This window comes from Rhizobium sp. CB2179 (assembly GCF_057653455.1).
In genome coordinates, this window is the sequence record NZ_CM172781.1 from 1,670,508 (window position 1) to 1,683,706 (window position 13,199).

Here is a 13,199-nt window from a genome sequence, read left to right on the forward strand (position 1 = left end):
CGAACGTCAGGGCTTCGTTTTTTTCGGGCCCATGCGCGCAAGCGGACTTGCGGGCAGGGCCTTTACCGGGTCTCAGGCAGGCTCAACATAAAACACCTCGATAAGACCTATTATTCAGCCTGGAAAATTCGGTCAAGAGCGTACTTGCCTCTCAAAACCAGTCGAAAACCGCGGTTTCGGTCGATCATCCCGTTGGAGCTACTGGTAAAATCCGCGACTCAGTGGTCTAGTTGACGGGTAACGCGGAGGTGTCGTTGATCCACATTCGCAATGCCCGCGACGGTGAAGCGGAGCTATTGAGCGAGATCGGGCTCAGGGCCTGGCAAAATGCGATGGCGTCGATCGGCGAATCGGACGCGATGATCGATGCAGCGCGCAACGCCTTCCGGAACTTCGTGGAAAACGACTGGTTGACCATCACCGTCGTCGAGCAGAACGGCCAGGTCGCAGGCTGGGCGGCGCGCGAGGGATTGGACGAAACCATCTCGGATTTCTGGATCGATCCCGCCTTCACCCGCCAGGGCCTCGGTTCGGCCCTTCTCGTCCGCATCGAAAAGGAGATCGCTGATCAGGGCCTCGAGAAGGCGGCGATGCAGACCCATTCCGGCAATAGCGAGGCGATCGGCTTCTTCCGGAAGCACGGCTACAGCATCCATTGGCTCTCTGTTGCCTACAATCCGAAGCTCGACCGAGACGTGCCCTCCGTTGGACTGACGAAACAGCTCGTTTCGGATGGCCAAGGCGGGTATGGGCTGGAATTCTGATGATTCAAAAATGCTGAGGCAGGAGAGGGCTCCATTGCGGCAAGAAGGCCAGCACAGCAATCAGTGCGCCGTGTAGGATCAGGATCGCCGCCAGGATTGACCGGAACGGCTCCTTTCTCGTCTTGTGCCGCAGCAACTGCTGTGCAGCCAGCGCGCCCAGGCTACCGCCGATCAGCGCAAGGATGAGAAGCGTGCGTTCGCTGATACGTCGCCTGCCGTGGCGCGCTGCCTGCTTGTCGAAGAAATAGATCGAGAACACCAAGAGGTTCAGCGCCAGAAACAGCAAGGCCCATTTGATAATATCGGTCATCGTCATCGGGGAACCCTACCGCGGCTGCGTTAACGGACGGCAAAACCGCGATGCAGCCGATGGCGAAAGCCTTGCACCGGCACGCCATTTCCTTTACCTCACCAGTGGAAAAGAACAGCCTGCAAAGAGCATCAGATGACCCTTGTCGACGTCCGCACGCCTGATCCGAAACGCTTCATCCCCGGCGCCACCGGCGACTGGGAGGTCATCGTTGGCATGGAAGTCCATGCCCAGGTGCTGTCCAATTCGAAGCTCTTCTCCGGCGCCTCGACGGAATTTGGCAAGCCGCAGAATTCGAACGTCTCGCTGGTCGACGCCGCCATGCCCGGCATGCTGCCCGTCATCAACGAGGAGTGCGTCAGGCAGGCCGTGCGCACCGGCCTCGGCCTGAAAGCCCAAATCAACAAGCGCTCGCTCTTTGATCGCAAGAACTATTTCTATCCCGACCTGCCGCAGGGCTATCAGATCTCGCAGTTCAAGGATCCGATCGTCGGCGAGGGCAAGATCGTCATTTCACTCGGACCTGACCGCCAGGGCCAGTTCGAAGATATCGAGATCGGCATCGAACGCCTGCATCTGGAGCAGGATGCCGGCAAGTCGATGCACGACCAGCACGCGACCATGTCCTATGTCGATCTGAACCGTTCCGGCGTCGCGCTGATGGAGATCGTCTCGAAGCCCGACATGCGCTCGTCCGACGAGGCCAAGGCCTATATGACCAAGCTGCGTTCGATCGTGCGTTACCTCGGTACCTGCGACGGCAACATGGACGAAGGCTCGATGCGCGCCGACGTCAACGTCTCCGTCCGCCGGCCGGGCGAGGATTTCGGCACGCGTTGCGAGATCAAGAACGTCAACTCCATCCGCTTCATCGGTCAGGCGATCGAATATGAAGCCCGTCGCCAGATCGGCATTCTGGAAGAAGGCGGCAAGATCGATCAGGAGACCCGCCTCTTCGACCCGGGCAAGGGCGAGACGCGTTCGATGCGCTCCAAGGAGGATGCGCACGACTATCGTTATTTCCCCGATCCGGATCTGCTGCCGCTCGAATTCGACGATGCCTTCATCAAGGCGCTCGAAGTGCATCTGCCGGAGCTGCCCGACGACAAGAAAGAGCGCTTCGTGCGCGAACTCGGCCTGTCGATCTACGACGCCTCGGTGCTCGTTTCCGAAAAGGCGATCGCCGATTATTACGAAGCCGTCGCCGCAGGCCGTGATGGCAAGATGGCCGCCAACTGGGTGATCAACGATCTGCTCGGCGCGCTGAACCGCACCGGCAAGGACATCGAGCAGACCCCGGTTTCGCCGGCCCAGCTCGGCGCCATCATCGATCTCATCAAGGCCGAAACCATCTCCGGCAAGATCGCCAAGGATCTCTTCGAGATCGTTCTGACTGAAGGCGGCGATCCGGCCGAGATCGTCGAAGCGCGAGGCATGAAGCAGGTGACGGATACCGGCGCGATTGAAAAGGCCGTTGACGAGATCATCGCCGCCAATCCTGACCAGGTCGAAAAGGTCAAGACGAAGCCGACCATGGCGGCCTGGTTCGTCGGCCAGGTGATGAAGGCGACCGGCGGCAAGGCCAATCCACAGGCTGTCCAAGCCCTTGTCAAGGCAAAGCTCGGCATCGAGGAGTAAGCGGTGTATTTCGTCCGCACCGCCGGCGAGCGCGACCTGGAGAAGGTGCGCGCCCTGCTAGTGGAGAGCTTTCACGCCACCTATGACGGCCTGCATGGCAGAGCAAAGGTGGCGGATCTGATCGCCCATCTCTTTTCGCCGGCGGCGCTGAAGACGCGGCTGGTACGAAAGGATGCCGAATTCCTCGTTGCCGACGACGGCCGCAATATCGGCGGCATGGGTTATGCGGCAATGTCGCAGCAATTGACGAAGACGGTGATGCTGCATCTCCTCTACGTCAGGCCGGCGCTGCAGCGCCAGGGTATCGGCCGCGATATCTTCGCCGAGCTCGAAACCTGCTTTCCCTATGCGGAGATAATGCGCCTCGAAGTCGAACCGCAGAATGCCGCGGCGATCGCCTTCTATCGCACGCACGGCTTCACCGAGATCGGCCGCAATGAGAATAGCGGAGCCGGACAGTCCGGCATTCCGGCATTGGTGTTGGAGAAGCGCTTGGCGGGTTAAACGCCCGAATCGCTGAGTGCCTTGTGGTGGGTGTGGTAGGTCTGGAGCAGTTGCATCAGTCGCTCCTTGCTGACGGTAAGACCACTCGTTTCGATGCGCAGTTGCCGAAGTTCATTCGTCGCACGTGCGGTATGGAATAGTGAGAGCATCGGTTTGCGACCCTGAATGCCGTCTGGTCGGCACCAGACAGCGATTGTATCTCCGGTGCCTTCTGCGTCCGTTCCCGGCGATGCGGACAACAGGTTGCCCAGAACCAGAAAAATTGTTCGCAAAATCCTTTGCGCCAGCGTGGGTGCCGCAGCCTCGATGCGTGCGACTGCCGGCCACGGAATTAATTCTTGCATTAGCCGAAGATCTTTGAAGCCATTTGGGCCTATCGCAATGATCGTCTTATTGGATGAAAAGATCAGGACATAAAGATTGCAAAATAGGTAGTACGCAATTGGCGGCCCACAGAGCAGGGACAGGAAAAGCGAATTCAAAGTCCCATCGAAAATCCAGAAGCCGAAGACAATTATCACCAGTGTTGATAGTGCAATTCTAAGCCGAATATCCCTAGCGGAGTATCCGACCTCACGGATATCGTTCAAGAACATCCGTCTTTTCCTTCCGCAACAATCATCGTCCGGTTTTTACATAGGTAGAAAAGTGTGATGCCACAAGATTTGAATATCCGTGAAGCTCGCAAGGACGACCTCCCTGCGCTGGTGGCTATGTTTTCGGCCGACGCACTCGGCGGTCACGGCGATACCACGGAACCTGAAGCCTTTTCCGATTATGTCAGGGCCTTCGCCGTCATCGAGGCTTCGCCCGATCAGACGCTTTACGTCGCAGAGCGCGGCGGCGAGGTCGTCGGCACGTTCCAGACGATGGTGACGACCTCGCTCACCGGCCGCGGCTCCTCGGCGATGATCATCGAGGCGGTGCAGACGCGCGCCGATATGCGCGGGCAGGGGGTCGGCGGACTGATGATCGAATTCGCCATTGCCGAGGCAAAAGGCCGCGGTATCGGGCGAGTAGCGTTGACCTCGAATGCAGTGCGCAAGGATGCTCACCGTTTCTATGAAAGGCTGGGCTTCAAGCCCTCGCATCTGGGCTTCAAGATGGCTTTGAAATGACCCTTGGCCATCGTGGAATCGCTGGACAATTCGGCTTGGCGACGGCATAAGCGAGGAAACGAATTCTGGTTTGGCTCGCATCTGGCGGGCACAAGGAAAAGACATGTGGAATCTTCTGGTTCAGACCTTTACCTGGTGGAACGGTCAGACGATGGGCACGCGTTTTGCGACCTGGCGTTTTGGCAAGCGCGTCGGCGAGGATGAATTCGGCAACGTCTACTACGAAGGCGGCATGTCCTCCTACGGTCTGCCGAAGCGTTGGGTGATCTACAAGGGTTATGCCGAAGCCTCCGCCATTCCGCCGGGCTGGCATGGCTGGATGCATCATCGCACCGATGTTCCCCCGTCCAAGGAAAGCTACGTCGCCAAGGAATGGCAGAAGCCGCACCGGCCCAACCATACCGGTTCGCCGCAGGCCTATCGTCCGCCGGGCTCTATCGCCGTTCCGGGCGAACGTCCGCGCGTCACAGGCGATTACGATGCTTGGACGCCGGGCAACTGAGACGGCTCGACCGGGCGATCCCAAGACCCGGCTTTTGGCCACAATTGACCTTTACCCGCAGGTTGGCCGCGCTTGACCGCGGCTGTGAACTGAAAATGTCTGGAGACGGGTACATATGAAGCTCTTCACGCGGAACAAGGTCCTGCGTGCCGCCGGATCGCTGCTGGCGCTCTCGGCCCTGCTTCCGCCAGTTGCGGCAAATGCCGCACGCATCGAAAATCCGGTTGCCGTCTTCTCCGGCCTCGACAAGATCACCGGCCGCATCACGACCTTCGACGTCTATGTCAATGAGACGGTACAGTTCGGTGCGCTGCAGGTGACACCGAAGGCCTGTTATTCGCGCGACCAGTCGGAAGCACAGAAGATCGACGGTTTCGTCGAGGTCGACGAGATCACCCTCGACCGCAAGATCCGCCGCATCTTCACCGGCTGGATGTTCGCCGCCAGCCCCGGCCTCAACGCCGTCGAGCACCCGATCTACGACGTCTGGCTGAAGGACTGCAAGGCAAACTCGGATGTTCCGGCTCCTGACGGTGCCAAGGCGACAGCCCGCTAACACCTCTCATCACGCCTTACAGCGCCGCACGCCTTTTCAGACACACAAACAACGACGCTGTAACATTTTGAGTGACGCAGCAGCCTGGATGAGTCTATGCTGTGGGTGTCTTGTTCCTCTTGAAAAGGCCCTTGGCAAAGCGAAGCGCACCGGCGAACACAATGAAAACGAGGACGCCGCCCTTTTTGAGGAAGGCGAGAGCGAGTGCCAGCAATCCCACCTTGGCGGCAATCTTGGCGCCCGCGCCCGCAGCGATCATTCCCGCCATCCCATAGGCTGCGATCTTGTCGCCCTCGACGTAGTCGGTATAGGCCATTCCCTTGTCGAACTGTACGAGTTTGGTGACGGTCGGAATGATGCCCTCGATCTCCTTCAATTGGTCGAGGCCGGCGACGAAGTTGAATTGAAATACGCCCTCGCGGCCGAACACACGCACGGAATAGTTCAGCGTGTGCTGCTTATCGTCGCCGAACATTAGATCACGCGCCCAGTGCAGCGCATGCGCGGATTTGTCGTAGTGCGGCGTGGATGCCCAGCCGACAAGCGTGATCTTCGGAAAACCCTGCTTTTCGCGCTCGACGTTGTTTTCCCTGATGGAATCCTTGATGTTCTGCAGCAATTCGTCGTAATTGGTCGTGGCGACATCGACGTCCGAGACATAGCCGTCGGCGCTGTGTTCCACGGTGGAACCCCAGGCCTCTATATCGGTCGGCGCGTATTTCGCCGGGAAGATCATCCCCATCGTTCCCTCCGCCGCCGCCGGAGGATTTCCCCAGATATCGACGAGTACCGTCATCGCGTCGGCAGGGCTGAGATAGTAGAAGTCGGCGGGCACGTTCAGCGTTGCCTTCGCTTCAGGCAGCTTGATCACACCCTGCTGAAAATCGAGCTTCTCCAGCACCGGCTTTTCCGCGTCGGAAAAATCGGTCCTGCTCGGGAACATATCCTGGTAGGGACGTGCACCGGCTTGACCTGCAAATAAGGTCAAAAGGACTGCGGCAGCAAAATATCGTTTCAAAATTCTATCCCCCGTTGCATTTTTGAACCTAGCCAAATCGGCTGGAAAATCAACGTGCGGATGAAACGATCGAGCTTAAAACGTAAGGTGCGGCGACTCCATCGCTGCTGTCAGCATCGCGGCATAATCGGCCTTCGGAACGTCGATCGCTCCGAACGTCTTCAGGTGCTCGGTGGTGAACTGGGTGTCGAGCAGGGTGAAGCCCCTTTCCCGCAGCCGGTCGACCAGATGAACGAGGCAGATCTTCGAGGCATCCGTCCGGCGCGAAAACATGCTTTCGCCGAAGAAGGCCGAGCCGAGCGAGACGCCGTAGAGGCCGCCGACCAGCTCATCGTCCTCCCAGGCTTCGACGGTATGGGCATGGCCCATGTCGTAGAGCGTCGAGTAGAGCGATCTGATCGTCCTGTTGATCCAGGTGCTCGGGCGCCCGGATGTCTCCTCCGCACAGGCAGCAATGACCTGATCGAAAGCGTGATCGAAACGGATCTCGAAGGGTTTCTTGCGCACCGTCTTGGCAAGGCTTTTCGACACATGGAAATGGTCGAACGGCAGCACGCCGCGCAGTTCCGGTTCGACCCAGAAGATCTCCGGGTCGTCGGCGGATTCGGCCATCGGGAAGAGGCCGATGGAATAGGCGCGCAGGAGAATGTCAGGGGTTATGCCTGGTGACTTCCTGCGCGATCCTGCCATTCCTGTCCTATGCCGCCGGTGTGTTGGCGAGGTAGTCTTCCAGCCAGTGGATGTCGTAGTCGCCGTTGGCGATATCCTGGTTGGAGACGAGATCCTGGAATAGCGGCAGCGTTGTATTGATGCCGTCGACGACGAATTCGTCGAGCGCCCGGCGCAGGCGCATCATGCATTCGACGCGGGTACGGCCGTGCACGATCAGCTTGCCGATGAGGCTGTCGTAATAAGGCGGGATCTTGTAGCCCTGATAGGCACCGGAATCGATGCGCACGCCGAGACCACCCGGCGCGTGGAAGTGCGTGATCGTACCGGGTGAGGGCACGAAGGTGCGCGGGTGCTCGGCATTGATACGGCACTCGATGGCGTGACCGGAAAAATGCACTTCGTCCTGCGTCACCGACAGACCGCCGCCGGAAGCGACGCGGATCTGCTCGTGCACGAGGTCGATGCCGGTGATCGCTTCGGTGATCGGATGTTCCACCTGCAGGCGGGTGTTCATTTCGATGAAATAGAACTCGCCGTTCTCGTAGAGGAATTCGATCGTGCCGGCGCCGCGATATTTCAGCTTCTTCATGGCGTCGGCGCAGATCTGGCCGATCTTCATGCGCTGCTCGACGTTGAGGGCCGGCGAATTCGCCTCTTCCCAGACCTTCTGATGGCGCCGCTGCAGCGAGCAGTCGCGCTCGCCGAGATGGATGGCATTGCCTTCGCCGTCGCCGAACACCTGGATTTCGATGTGGCGCGGCTTACCGAGATATTTTTCCATGTAGACGGCATCGTTGCCGAAGGCGGCTGCTGCTTCCGTGCGGGCCGTCGACCAGGCCTCGATCACGTCGGCCTCGCTCTTGGCGACCTTCATGCCGCGTCCGCCGCCGCCGGCCGTGGCCTTGATCAGCACCGGATAGCCGATTTCGGCGGCCGTCTTCAGCGCATCCTCTTCGGTCTTCACTTCGCCGTCCGAGCCTGGAACGACGGGAATGCCGAGTTCCAGCGCCGTCGTCTTGGCGGTGATCTTGTCGCCCATGATGCGGATATGGTCCGCCGTCGGCCCAATGAAAGTGATGCCGTGGGCTTCGAGGATATCGGCGAACTTGGCATTCTCCGACAGAAAGCCGTAGCCCGGATGCACGGCGTCGGCACCGGTGATCTCGCAGGCGGCGACGATCTGGTGGATGTTGAGATAGCTCTCGCGCGAGGAGGGTGGGCCGATGCAGACACTTTCGTCGGCAAGGCGCACATGCATGGCATCGGCGTCGGCGGTGGAATGAACCACGACGCAGGCGATGCCGAGCTCCTTGCAGGCCCGGAGCACGCGAAGGGCGATTTCTCCGCGATTGGCGATGAGGATTTTCGAAATCATGGGCATGGGCCTATTCGATGACGACGAGGGCTTGGCCGTATTCGACGGGATGTCCGTCATCGACGAGGATCTCGGTCACCTTGCCTGACTTCGGCGAAGGGATCTGGTTCATCGTCTTCATCGCTTCGATGATGATCAACGTCTGGCCTTCCTTGACGGTTGCGCCGACTTCGATGAAGGGGCGCGCGCCCGGAGCCGACGCCATATAGACGGTGCCTACCATCGGTGCATTGACGACATTGGCCGGGTTGCGGCTGGGAGCTGCGGCTGGCGCGGCAGCGGCTGCCGCAGCGGGCGCGGCAAAGGCCGGTGCGGCGATCGGCGCCTGAACATATTGCGGCGTGCCGGCGCGCGAAACGCGGATGCGCAGGTCGTCCTGCTCGACCTCGATCTCCGTCAGATCCGTTTCGTTGAGAATATTGGCGAGATCGCGGATCAGTGCCTGGTCGATACCCGATTTCTTTTCAGCCATGGTGTTGCCCTGTCTTATTCTTATGCCGTGATGTTCTTCAGCGCGTGGAGCGCCAGGATGTAGCTGTGAGGCCCGAAGCCACAGATCACGCCTTTGCATGCCGGCGCGATCATCGACTTGTGGCGGAATTCTTCCCGTGCATGCACGTTGGATATGTGGAGCTCGACGACGGGAATGGAAATAGCGCGGATCGCATCATGCAGCGCGACCGATGTATGCGTATAGGCGCCTGCATTGATGGCAACGCCGACGGCCTTTTCGTCGGCCTCATGGAACCAATCGACGAGCGTGCCTTCGTGATTGCTCTGGCGGAAGTCGATATCGAGGCCGAGCTCGCGCCCTGCAGCCTTGCAGTCCGCCTCGATGTCCTTGAGCGTCTTGCCGCCATAAATGCCGGGCTCTCGTTTACCCAGCATGTTCAGGTTGGGGCCGTTCAGGACAAAAATCGTTTGCGTCATCGAATGTTCCGTAAAAGGTACGACGGCAACCTATAGACTCCGCGAAGGCTGAATGAAAGCCCTTACGGAATGGCCAGCGGCAATCGTGCCACATTTGTCCACATGGTTGAAACACTTCGATTTTGGCGATTTGATGAGCTGGCGGCTGGCGGCTGCTTTGCTCAGCAGGCAGTCTTGCCGCAGCTGCGCATGTTCTTGACCTTGGCTTCGAGATCGTCGAGCCCGACGGCGCCAGGCACCAGTTCATTGCCGATCACATAGGAGGGCGTGCCGCTGATGCCGAGACTGGAGGCGAGCTGGTAGGTCGCCTGGACTATACCGTCATTCGGGCTCTTTGCCATCTCGGCGCGGATCTTGTCCGCGCTGACGCCGAGCGAAGCGGCGACCGCGATCGCTGTTTCGTCGGAGGCACGGCCTTCGGTGCCGAGAAGGGCAACGTGGAAATCGGCATATTTCTCCGGTGCGAGCTTGCGGAAGGCGTCGGCCACCTTGTGGGCGGCGACCGAATCCGGCCCGAGGATCGGGAATTCCTTGAGGATGAAACGGACGTTCTTGTCCTTCTTCAGCATGGCCTGCATGTCGGGAAGCGCATGGCGGCAGTAGCTGCAATTATAATCGAAGAATTCGACGACAGTGACATCGCCCTTGGGATTGCCGAGCGTGACGTCGTTCTTTGAATCGAAAATGTCGGTGGTGTTCTCTTCGATCGCCATATTGGCTTTCACCGACCGCTGGGCCTCCTGCTTCTTCTGCAGCGCATCCTGGACTTCGAGCATGATCTCGGGGTTCTCGATCAGGTATTGCTTGATGAATTCGCCGAACTCCTTCTTCTGCTGGTCGTCGAGCGCTGCCGCGGGAAGCGGAAGGGCGATCGATGCGGCAAGCGCCAGTGCGGTGAAGGTCTTCGGGAAGAATGCCATGTTATCCTCGTCATCGGCGGGATGGTCGTCTCTTCGTCGAGAAGACCGTCGCCGGGTTAATGGACTTGAATGCGTCGCGTCAAGGTACGGTGCGTTCGGTTCTGCTCAAACAGGAATTTTTCATCCCCGTGCGGCCCTCGCGGGATTGTGATGAGCCGATTAATGCGGCAATTGTCGGGCCGTCACTGAAGAAGCTGAGCGAGAAACGATCTTGTTTTCCATATCGAAACGCAGCGAAGTCGAGCCTTTTCACGCCATGGACGTCCTGGCGGAGGCGACGAAGCGGCGTGCGGCCGGGTATCCCGTCATCTCGATGGCGGTTGGCCAGCCCTCGCATCCGGCACCTGAGGCGGCCCTCGAAGCGGCGCGCGCGGCCCTTGCCGAAGGCCGGATCGGTTATACCGATGCGCTGGGGACGGCGCGGCTGAAATCGGCGCTCGCCTGGCACTACAAGGATCGTCACGGCCTGGAGATCGATCCCAAGCGCATCGCCATTACCACAGGTTCTTCGGCCGGCTTTAATCTCGCCTTCCTGTCGCTTTTCGATGCCGGCGATGCGGTGGCGATCGCAAGACCGGGTTATCCCGCCTATCGCAATATCCTCGGCGCGCTGGGCCTGAAGGTTCTGGAAGTGCCGGTAACGGCCGAGACCCACTTCACCCTGACGCCGCAAAGCCTCGAAGCGGCGCAGAAGGAAAGCGGCATCACGTTGAAAGGCGTGCTGCTCGCAAGCCCGGCCAACCCGACCGGCACGGTGACTGGCCGCGATGGGCTGAAGGCGCTTGCGGATTATTGCGCAGCCCATTCCATCGCCTTCATCTCCGATGAAATCTACCACGGGCTGACCTTCGCCGGCGAGGAGGCAAGCGCGCTGGAGCTGACCGACGAGGCGATCGTCATCAACTCCTTCTCCAAATATTATTGCATGACCGGCTGGCGAATCGGCTGGATGGTGCTTCCCGAGCGCTTGGTGCGGCCGATCGAGCGGGTGGCGCAGAGCCTCTATATCTCCCCGCCCGAGCTCTCCCAGATTGCCGCCACGGCCGCTCTGAGCGCCGGCGCCGAGCTCGATCGTTATAAGGCGAGCTATGCCGCCAACCGCGATTTGCTGATGCGGCGACTGCCGCAGATCGGGTTTTCGATCGCCTCGCCGATGGACGGGGCCTTTTACGTCTATCTCGACGTCACCCGCTTCACCAATGACAGCATGGGCTTCGCCAAACGTATGCTCGCTGAAATTGACGTCGCCGCCACGCCCGGTCTCGATTTCGATCCGCTGGAGGGAAATCGAACCTTGCGTCTGTCCTATGCGGGCTCGCAGGCGGAGATTGCCGAGGCGGTGGAGCGAATCGCAGCCTGGCTGAAATAGCGCTCGCGGCTGCTTACTCTCTTATCGCTCAGCTACGCGACGAAAACAGTGAGGCAAGCGTCGAAGACGGTTTGTTGTTCAGCCGCGGCACCACCACGAGCTGCTTGATGTCGCCGCGCTTGTAGGCGGCGAGGAAGCGGCGGTAATCCTTGAAGGAGACACAGCCGTTGGAATCGCCGTTCTTGCCGAGCATGTAGGTATGGGCGAGTAGGCCGACACGGTCATAGATGGCGTCGGAACCTTCGACCGGCGTTAGCCGCAATGCTTCGACGCCATGGAAAAGGCTCTCGCGCATGGTGAGGGCATAGGTGTGCGGCGGCGTCGGTCCACGCATCTTCTTGTTGGCGAAACGCGGGTTGTCGCGCATCTTGCCGAGCCCGGAATGGGCCTCGAGGCGCTCGCCGTTCGGCAGATAGACGGTGCTGTTTTCGATATCGTAGATCGCCACGCCTGCGCGCAGCTTCGGCGAGAAGACCGGCTTATCGTAGCGCGGCACTGCATCGTCCTCGTCATCTTCGATCGGCGAGTTCGGCTGGGCGTAGGCAAGTACAGGCTCGCCAGAGCGCTGCGAACCCTTGGAGGCCGGTGTCGGTTTGCCGATGAGGCCATCGGGACGTGCCATCGGCAGCGGCACCGAACCTTCATCCGGCGCCAGCACGAGATCGAAGGGGGGCGCGTCGTCCGCGGCGGCGACGACGTCAGGTGTGGGTGCCGATACGGGAATGGAGGCGGTTCTGACAAGAGGTGTAGTTGGCTCGACCGGGGCCGGCGCGATTTGCCGGGATCCGGCATCGGCAAGAGCAAGCAGGGTCGGGAGTTCGGCTGCGGCGACCGCCTCCTTCGAGGGAACGATGATCCGGTCGCCGTCGTCTTCGTCCGTCTCTGCCGAGGCGAGCTCGACCGGCGCCGTCACGATGACATCGTCCTTGCGGAATTTGGCGCTGTCGGAGATCGCCGCCACGACCGGCTGTTCGGCAGCCATGGCGAGCCGATTGTTTTTGGCGAGAACCGCGAGCGCTGTCGCGGCGGCAGCGGTCTTTTCGGCATGGGATTGAATGAGGCTCGCCGTCAGCGGTACCTTCGGCTTCGCATCGAAGGCGGCCAGCCGGTCGGCCTTGCCGACATGGATCAGCCTCTCGTGACGCGGTGAAGGCGCCAGCTTCGGCGCAGTCGCCACCTGTGCCAGGCGATCCGGCGGAGAATAGGGAGCGGCTAACGAGTGCATCGTCGCGAAGGTCGCGATCAGCCATGTAGAGGTCAGAAATCCGGCGCCGACAACACCGTAAAGGAAACCGCGAGATCTGCGCCAACGGAAAGCAGATCCGCCAAGAAGGGTGACGTCATCGAACGTCCCGACCGCAAACGCCATACTACACTCGTCTTTCAAACTCGCTACGCAGGCCGGCGGCACTGACTGACTAAACTTTGCCGGGGCCGGTACAGGCGCAAATGGGCCGAATTTAGACCACCCACGACGTCCGACTGTCTCGCAAGGATGACGAATTATGGTTTCTAATTTGTTT

General features: G+C 60.0%; 16 protein-coding genes. 7 read left to right on the plus strand and 9 right to left on the minus strand.

What is annotated here, in order from left to right:
* Positions 1 to 254 precede the first annotated feature (254 nt).
* On the plus strand, positions 255 to 764 hold the full coding sequence (locus AC244Q_RS08395) for a GNAT family N-acetyltransferase (RefSeq protein ID WP_017993861.1): 510 nt from the start codon (positions 255 to 257) through the stop codon (positions 762 to 764).
* A 4-nt stretch (positions 765 to 768) separates the two neighbouring features.
* Here the strand turns inward: AC244Q_RS08395 and AC244Q_RS08400 are convergent, their stop codons facing one another.
* Positions 769 to 1,080 (minus strand): DUF1294 domain-containing protein, encoded by a 312-nt coding sequence (locus AC244Q_RS08400; protein ID WP_020486962.1) that lies wholly within the window; start codon positions 1,078 to 1,080, stop codon positions 769 to 771.
* Between the two features lie 129 nt (positions 1,081 to 1,209).
* On the opposite strand from AC244Q_RS08400, the gene gatB reads away from it, so the two are divergent.
* Together gatB and AC244Q_RS08410 are read left to right on the plus strand one after the other, a co-directional pair.
* Positions 1,210 to 2,712, plus strand: a complete 1,503-nt coding sequence (gene gatB / locus AC244Q_RS08405; RefSeq protein WP_012757270.1) for an Asp-tRNA(Asn)/Glu-tRNA(Gln) amidotransferase subunit GatB — start codon at positions 1,210 to 1,212, stop codon at positions 2,710 to 2,712.
* Positions 2,713 to 2,715: 3 nt separating this feature from the next.
* Positions 2,716 to 3,216 (plus strand): GNAT family N-acetyltransferase, encoded by a 501-nt coding sequence (locus tag AC244Q_RS08410; protein WP_017993863.1) that lies wholly within the window; start codon positions 2,716 to 2,718, stop codon positions 3,214 to 3,216.
* On the opposite strand, the gene AC244Q_RS08415 is transcribed toward AC244Q_RS08410, so the two are convergent.
* Positions 3,213 to 3,812, minus strand: a complete 600-nt coding sequence (locus AC244Q_RS08415) for a hypothetical protein (RefSeq protein ID WP_128405728.1) — start codon at positions 3,810 to 3,812, stop codon at positions 3,213 to 3,215. The genes AC244Q_RS08410 and AC244Q_RS08415 overlap by 4 nt on opposite strands.
* A gap of 57 nt (positions 3,813 to 3,869) precedes the next feature.
* Between AC244Q_RS08415 and AC244Q_RS08420 the strand changes: the two genes are divergently transcribed.
* The 3 genes from AC244Q_RS08420 (at position 3,870) to AC244Q_RS08430 (ending at position 5,392) form a co-directional block, all read left to right on the plus strand.
* On the plus strand, positions 3,870 to 4,334 hold the full coding sequence (locus tag AC244Q_RS08420) for a GNAT family N-acetyltransferase (protein ID WP_017993864.1): 465 nt from the start codon (positions 3,870 to 3,872) through the stop codon (positions 4,332 to 4,334).
* Positions 4,335 to 4,437: 103 nt separating this feature from the next.
* Positions 4,438 to 4,836: an NADH:ubiquinone oxidoreductase subunit NDUFA12 gene (locus tag AC244Q_RS08425; RefSeq protein ID WP_018241831.1), complete on the plus strand. Its 399-nt coding sequence runs from the start codon at positions 4,438 to 4,440 to the stop codon at positions 4,834 to 4,836.
* Between the two features lie 115 nt (positions 4,837 to 4,951).
* Positions 4,952 to 5,392 (plus strand): DUF2155 domain-containing protein, encoded by a 441-nt coding sequence (locus AC244Q_RS08430; protein WP_128405727.1) that lies wholly within the window; start codon positions 4,952 to 4,954, stop codon positions 5,390 to 5,392.
* A gap of 94 nt (positions 5,393 to 5,486) precedes the next feature.
* Here the strand turns inward: AC244Q_RS08430 and AC244Q_RS08435 are convergent, their stop codons facing one another.
* The 6 genes from AC244Q_RS08435 to AC244Q_RS08460 form a co-directional block, all read right to left on the minus strand.
* Positions 5,487 to 6,410, minus strand: a complete 924-nt coding sequence (locus AC244Q_RS08435; protein ID WP_128405726.1) for a DUF2167 domain-containing protein — start codon at positions 6,408 to 6,410, stop codon at positions 5,487 to 5,489.
* A gap of 75 nt (positions 6,411 to 6,485) precedes the next feature.
* Positions 6,486 to 7,100, minus strand: a complete 615-nt coding sequence (aat, locus tag AC244Q_RS08440) for a leucyl/phenylalanyl-tRNA--protein transferase (protein ID WP_012757276.1) — start codon at positions 7,098 to 7,100, stop codon at positions 6,486 to 6,488.
* Between the two features lie 7 nt (positions 7,101 to 7,107).
* Positions 7,108 to 8,463, minus strand: a complete 1,356-nt coding sequence (accC, locus tag AC244Q_RS08445) for an acetyl-CoA carboxylase biotin carboxylase subunit (protein ID WP_017993867.1) — start codon at positions 8,461 to 8,463, stop codon at positions 7,108 to 7,110.
* Positions 8,464 to 8,467: 4 nt separating this feature from the next.
* Positions 8,468 to 8,929 carry an acetyl-CoA carboxylase biotin carboxyl carrier protein gene (accB, locus tag AC244Q_RS08450; protein ID WP_012757278.1) on the minus strand — a complete coding sequence of 154 codons (462 nt, stop codon included), beginning with the start codon at positions 8,927 to 8,929 and terminating at the stop codon, positions 8,468 to 8,470.
* Between the two features lie 20 nt (positions 8,930 to 8,949).
* A complete protein-coding gene (gene aroQ, locus AC244Q_RS08455) occupies positions 8,950 to 9,387 on the minus strand; it encodes a type II 3-dehydroquinate dehydratase (RefSeq protein ID WP_011651695.1) in 438 nt (145 codons plus the stop codon).
* A gap of 161 nt (positions 9,388 to 9,548) precedes the next feature.
* A complete protein-coding gene (locus tag AC244Q_RS08460; RefSeq protein ID WP_017993868.1) occupies positions 9,549 to 10,307 on the minus strand; it encodes a DsbA family protein in 759 nt (252 codons plus the stop codon).
* A gap of 211 nt (positions 10,308 to 10,518) precedes the next feature.
* Between AC244Q_RS08460 and AC244Q_RS08465 the strand changes: the two genes are divergently transcribed.
* A complete protein-coding gene (locus AC244Q_RS08465; RefSeq protein ID WP_128405725.1) occupies positions 10,519 to 11,676 on the plus strand; it encodes a pyridoxal phosphate-dependent aminotransferase in 1,158 nt (385 codons plus the stop codon).
* A 28-nt stretch (positions 11,677 to 11,704) separates the two neighbouring features.
* On the opposite strand, the gene AC244Q_RS08470 is transcribed toward AC244Q_RS08465, so the two are convergent.
* Positions 11,705 to 13,045, minus strand: coding sequence for a DUF2778 domain-containing protein (locus tag AC244Q_RS08470; RefSeq protein ID WP_113546999.1), 1,341 nt, complete (start codon positions 13,043 to 13,045; stop codon positions 11,705 to 11,707).
* Positions 13,046 to 13,199: the final 154 nt, after the last annotated feature.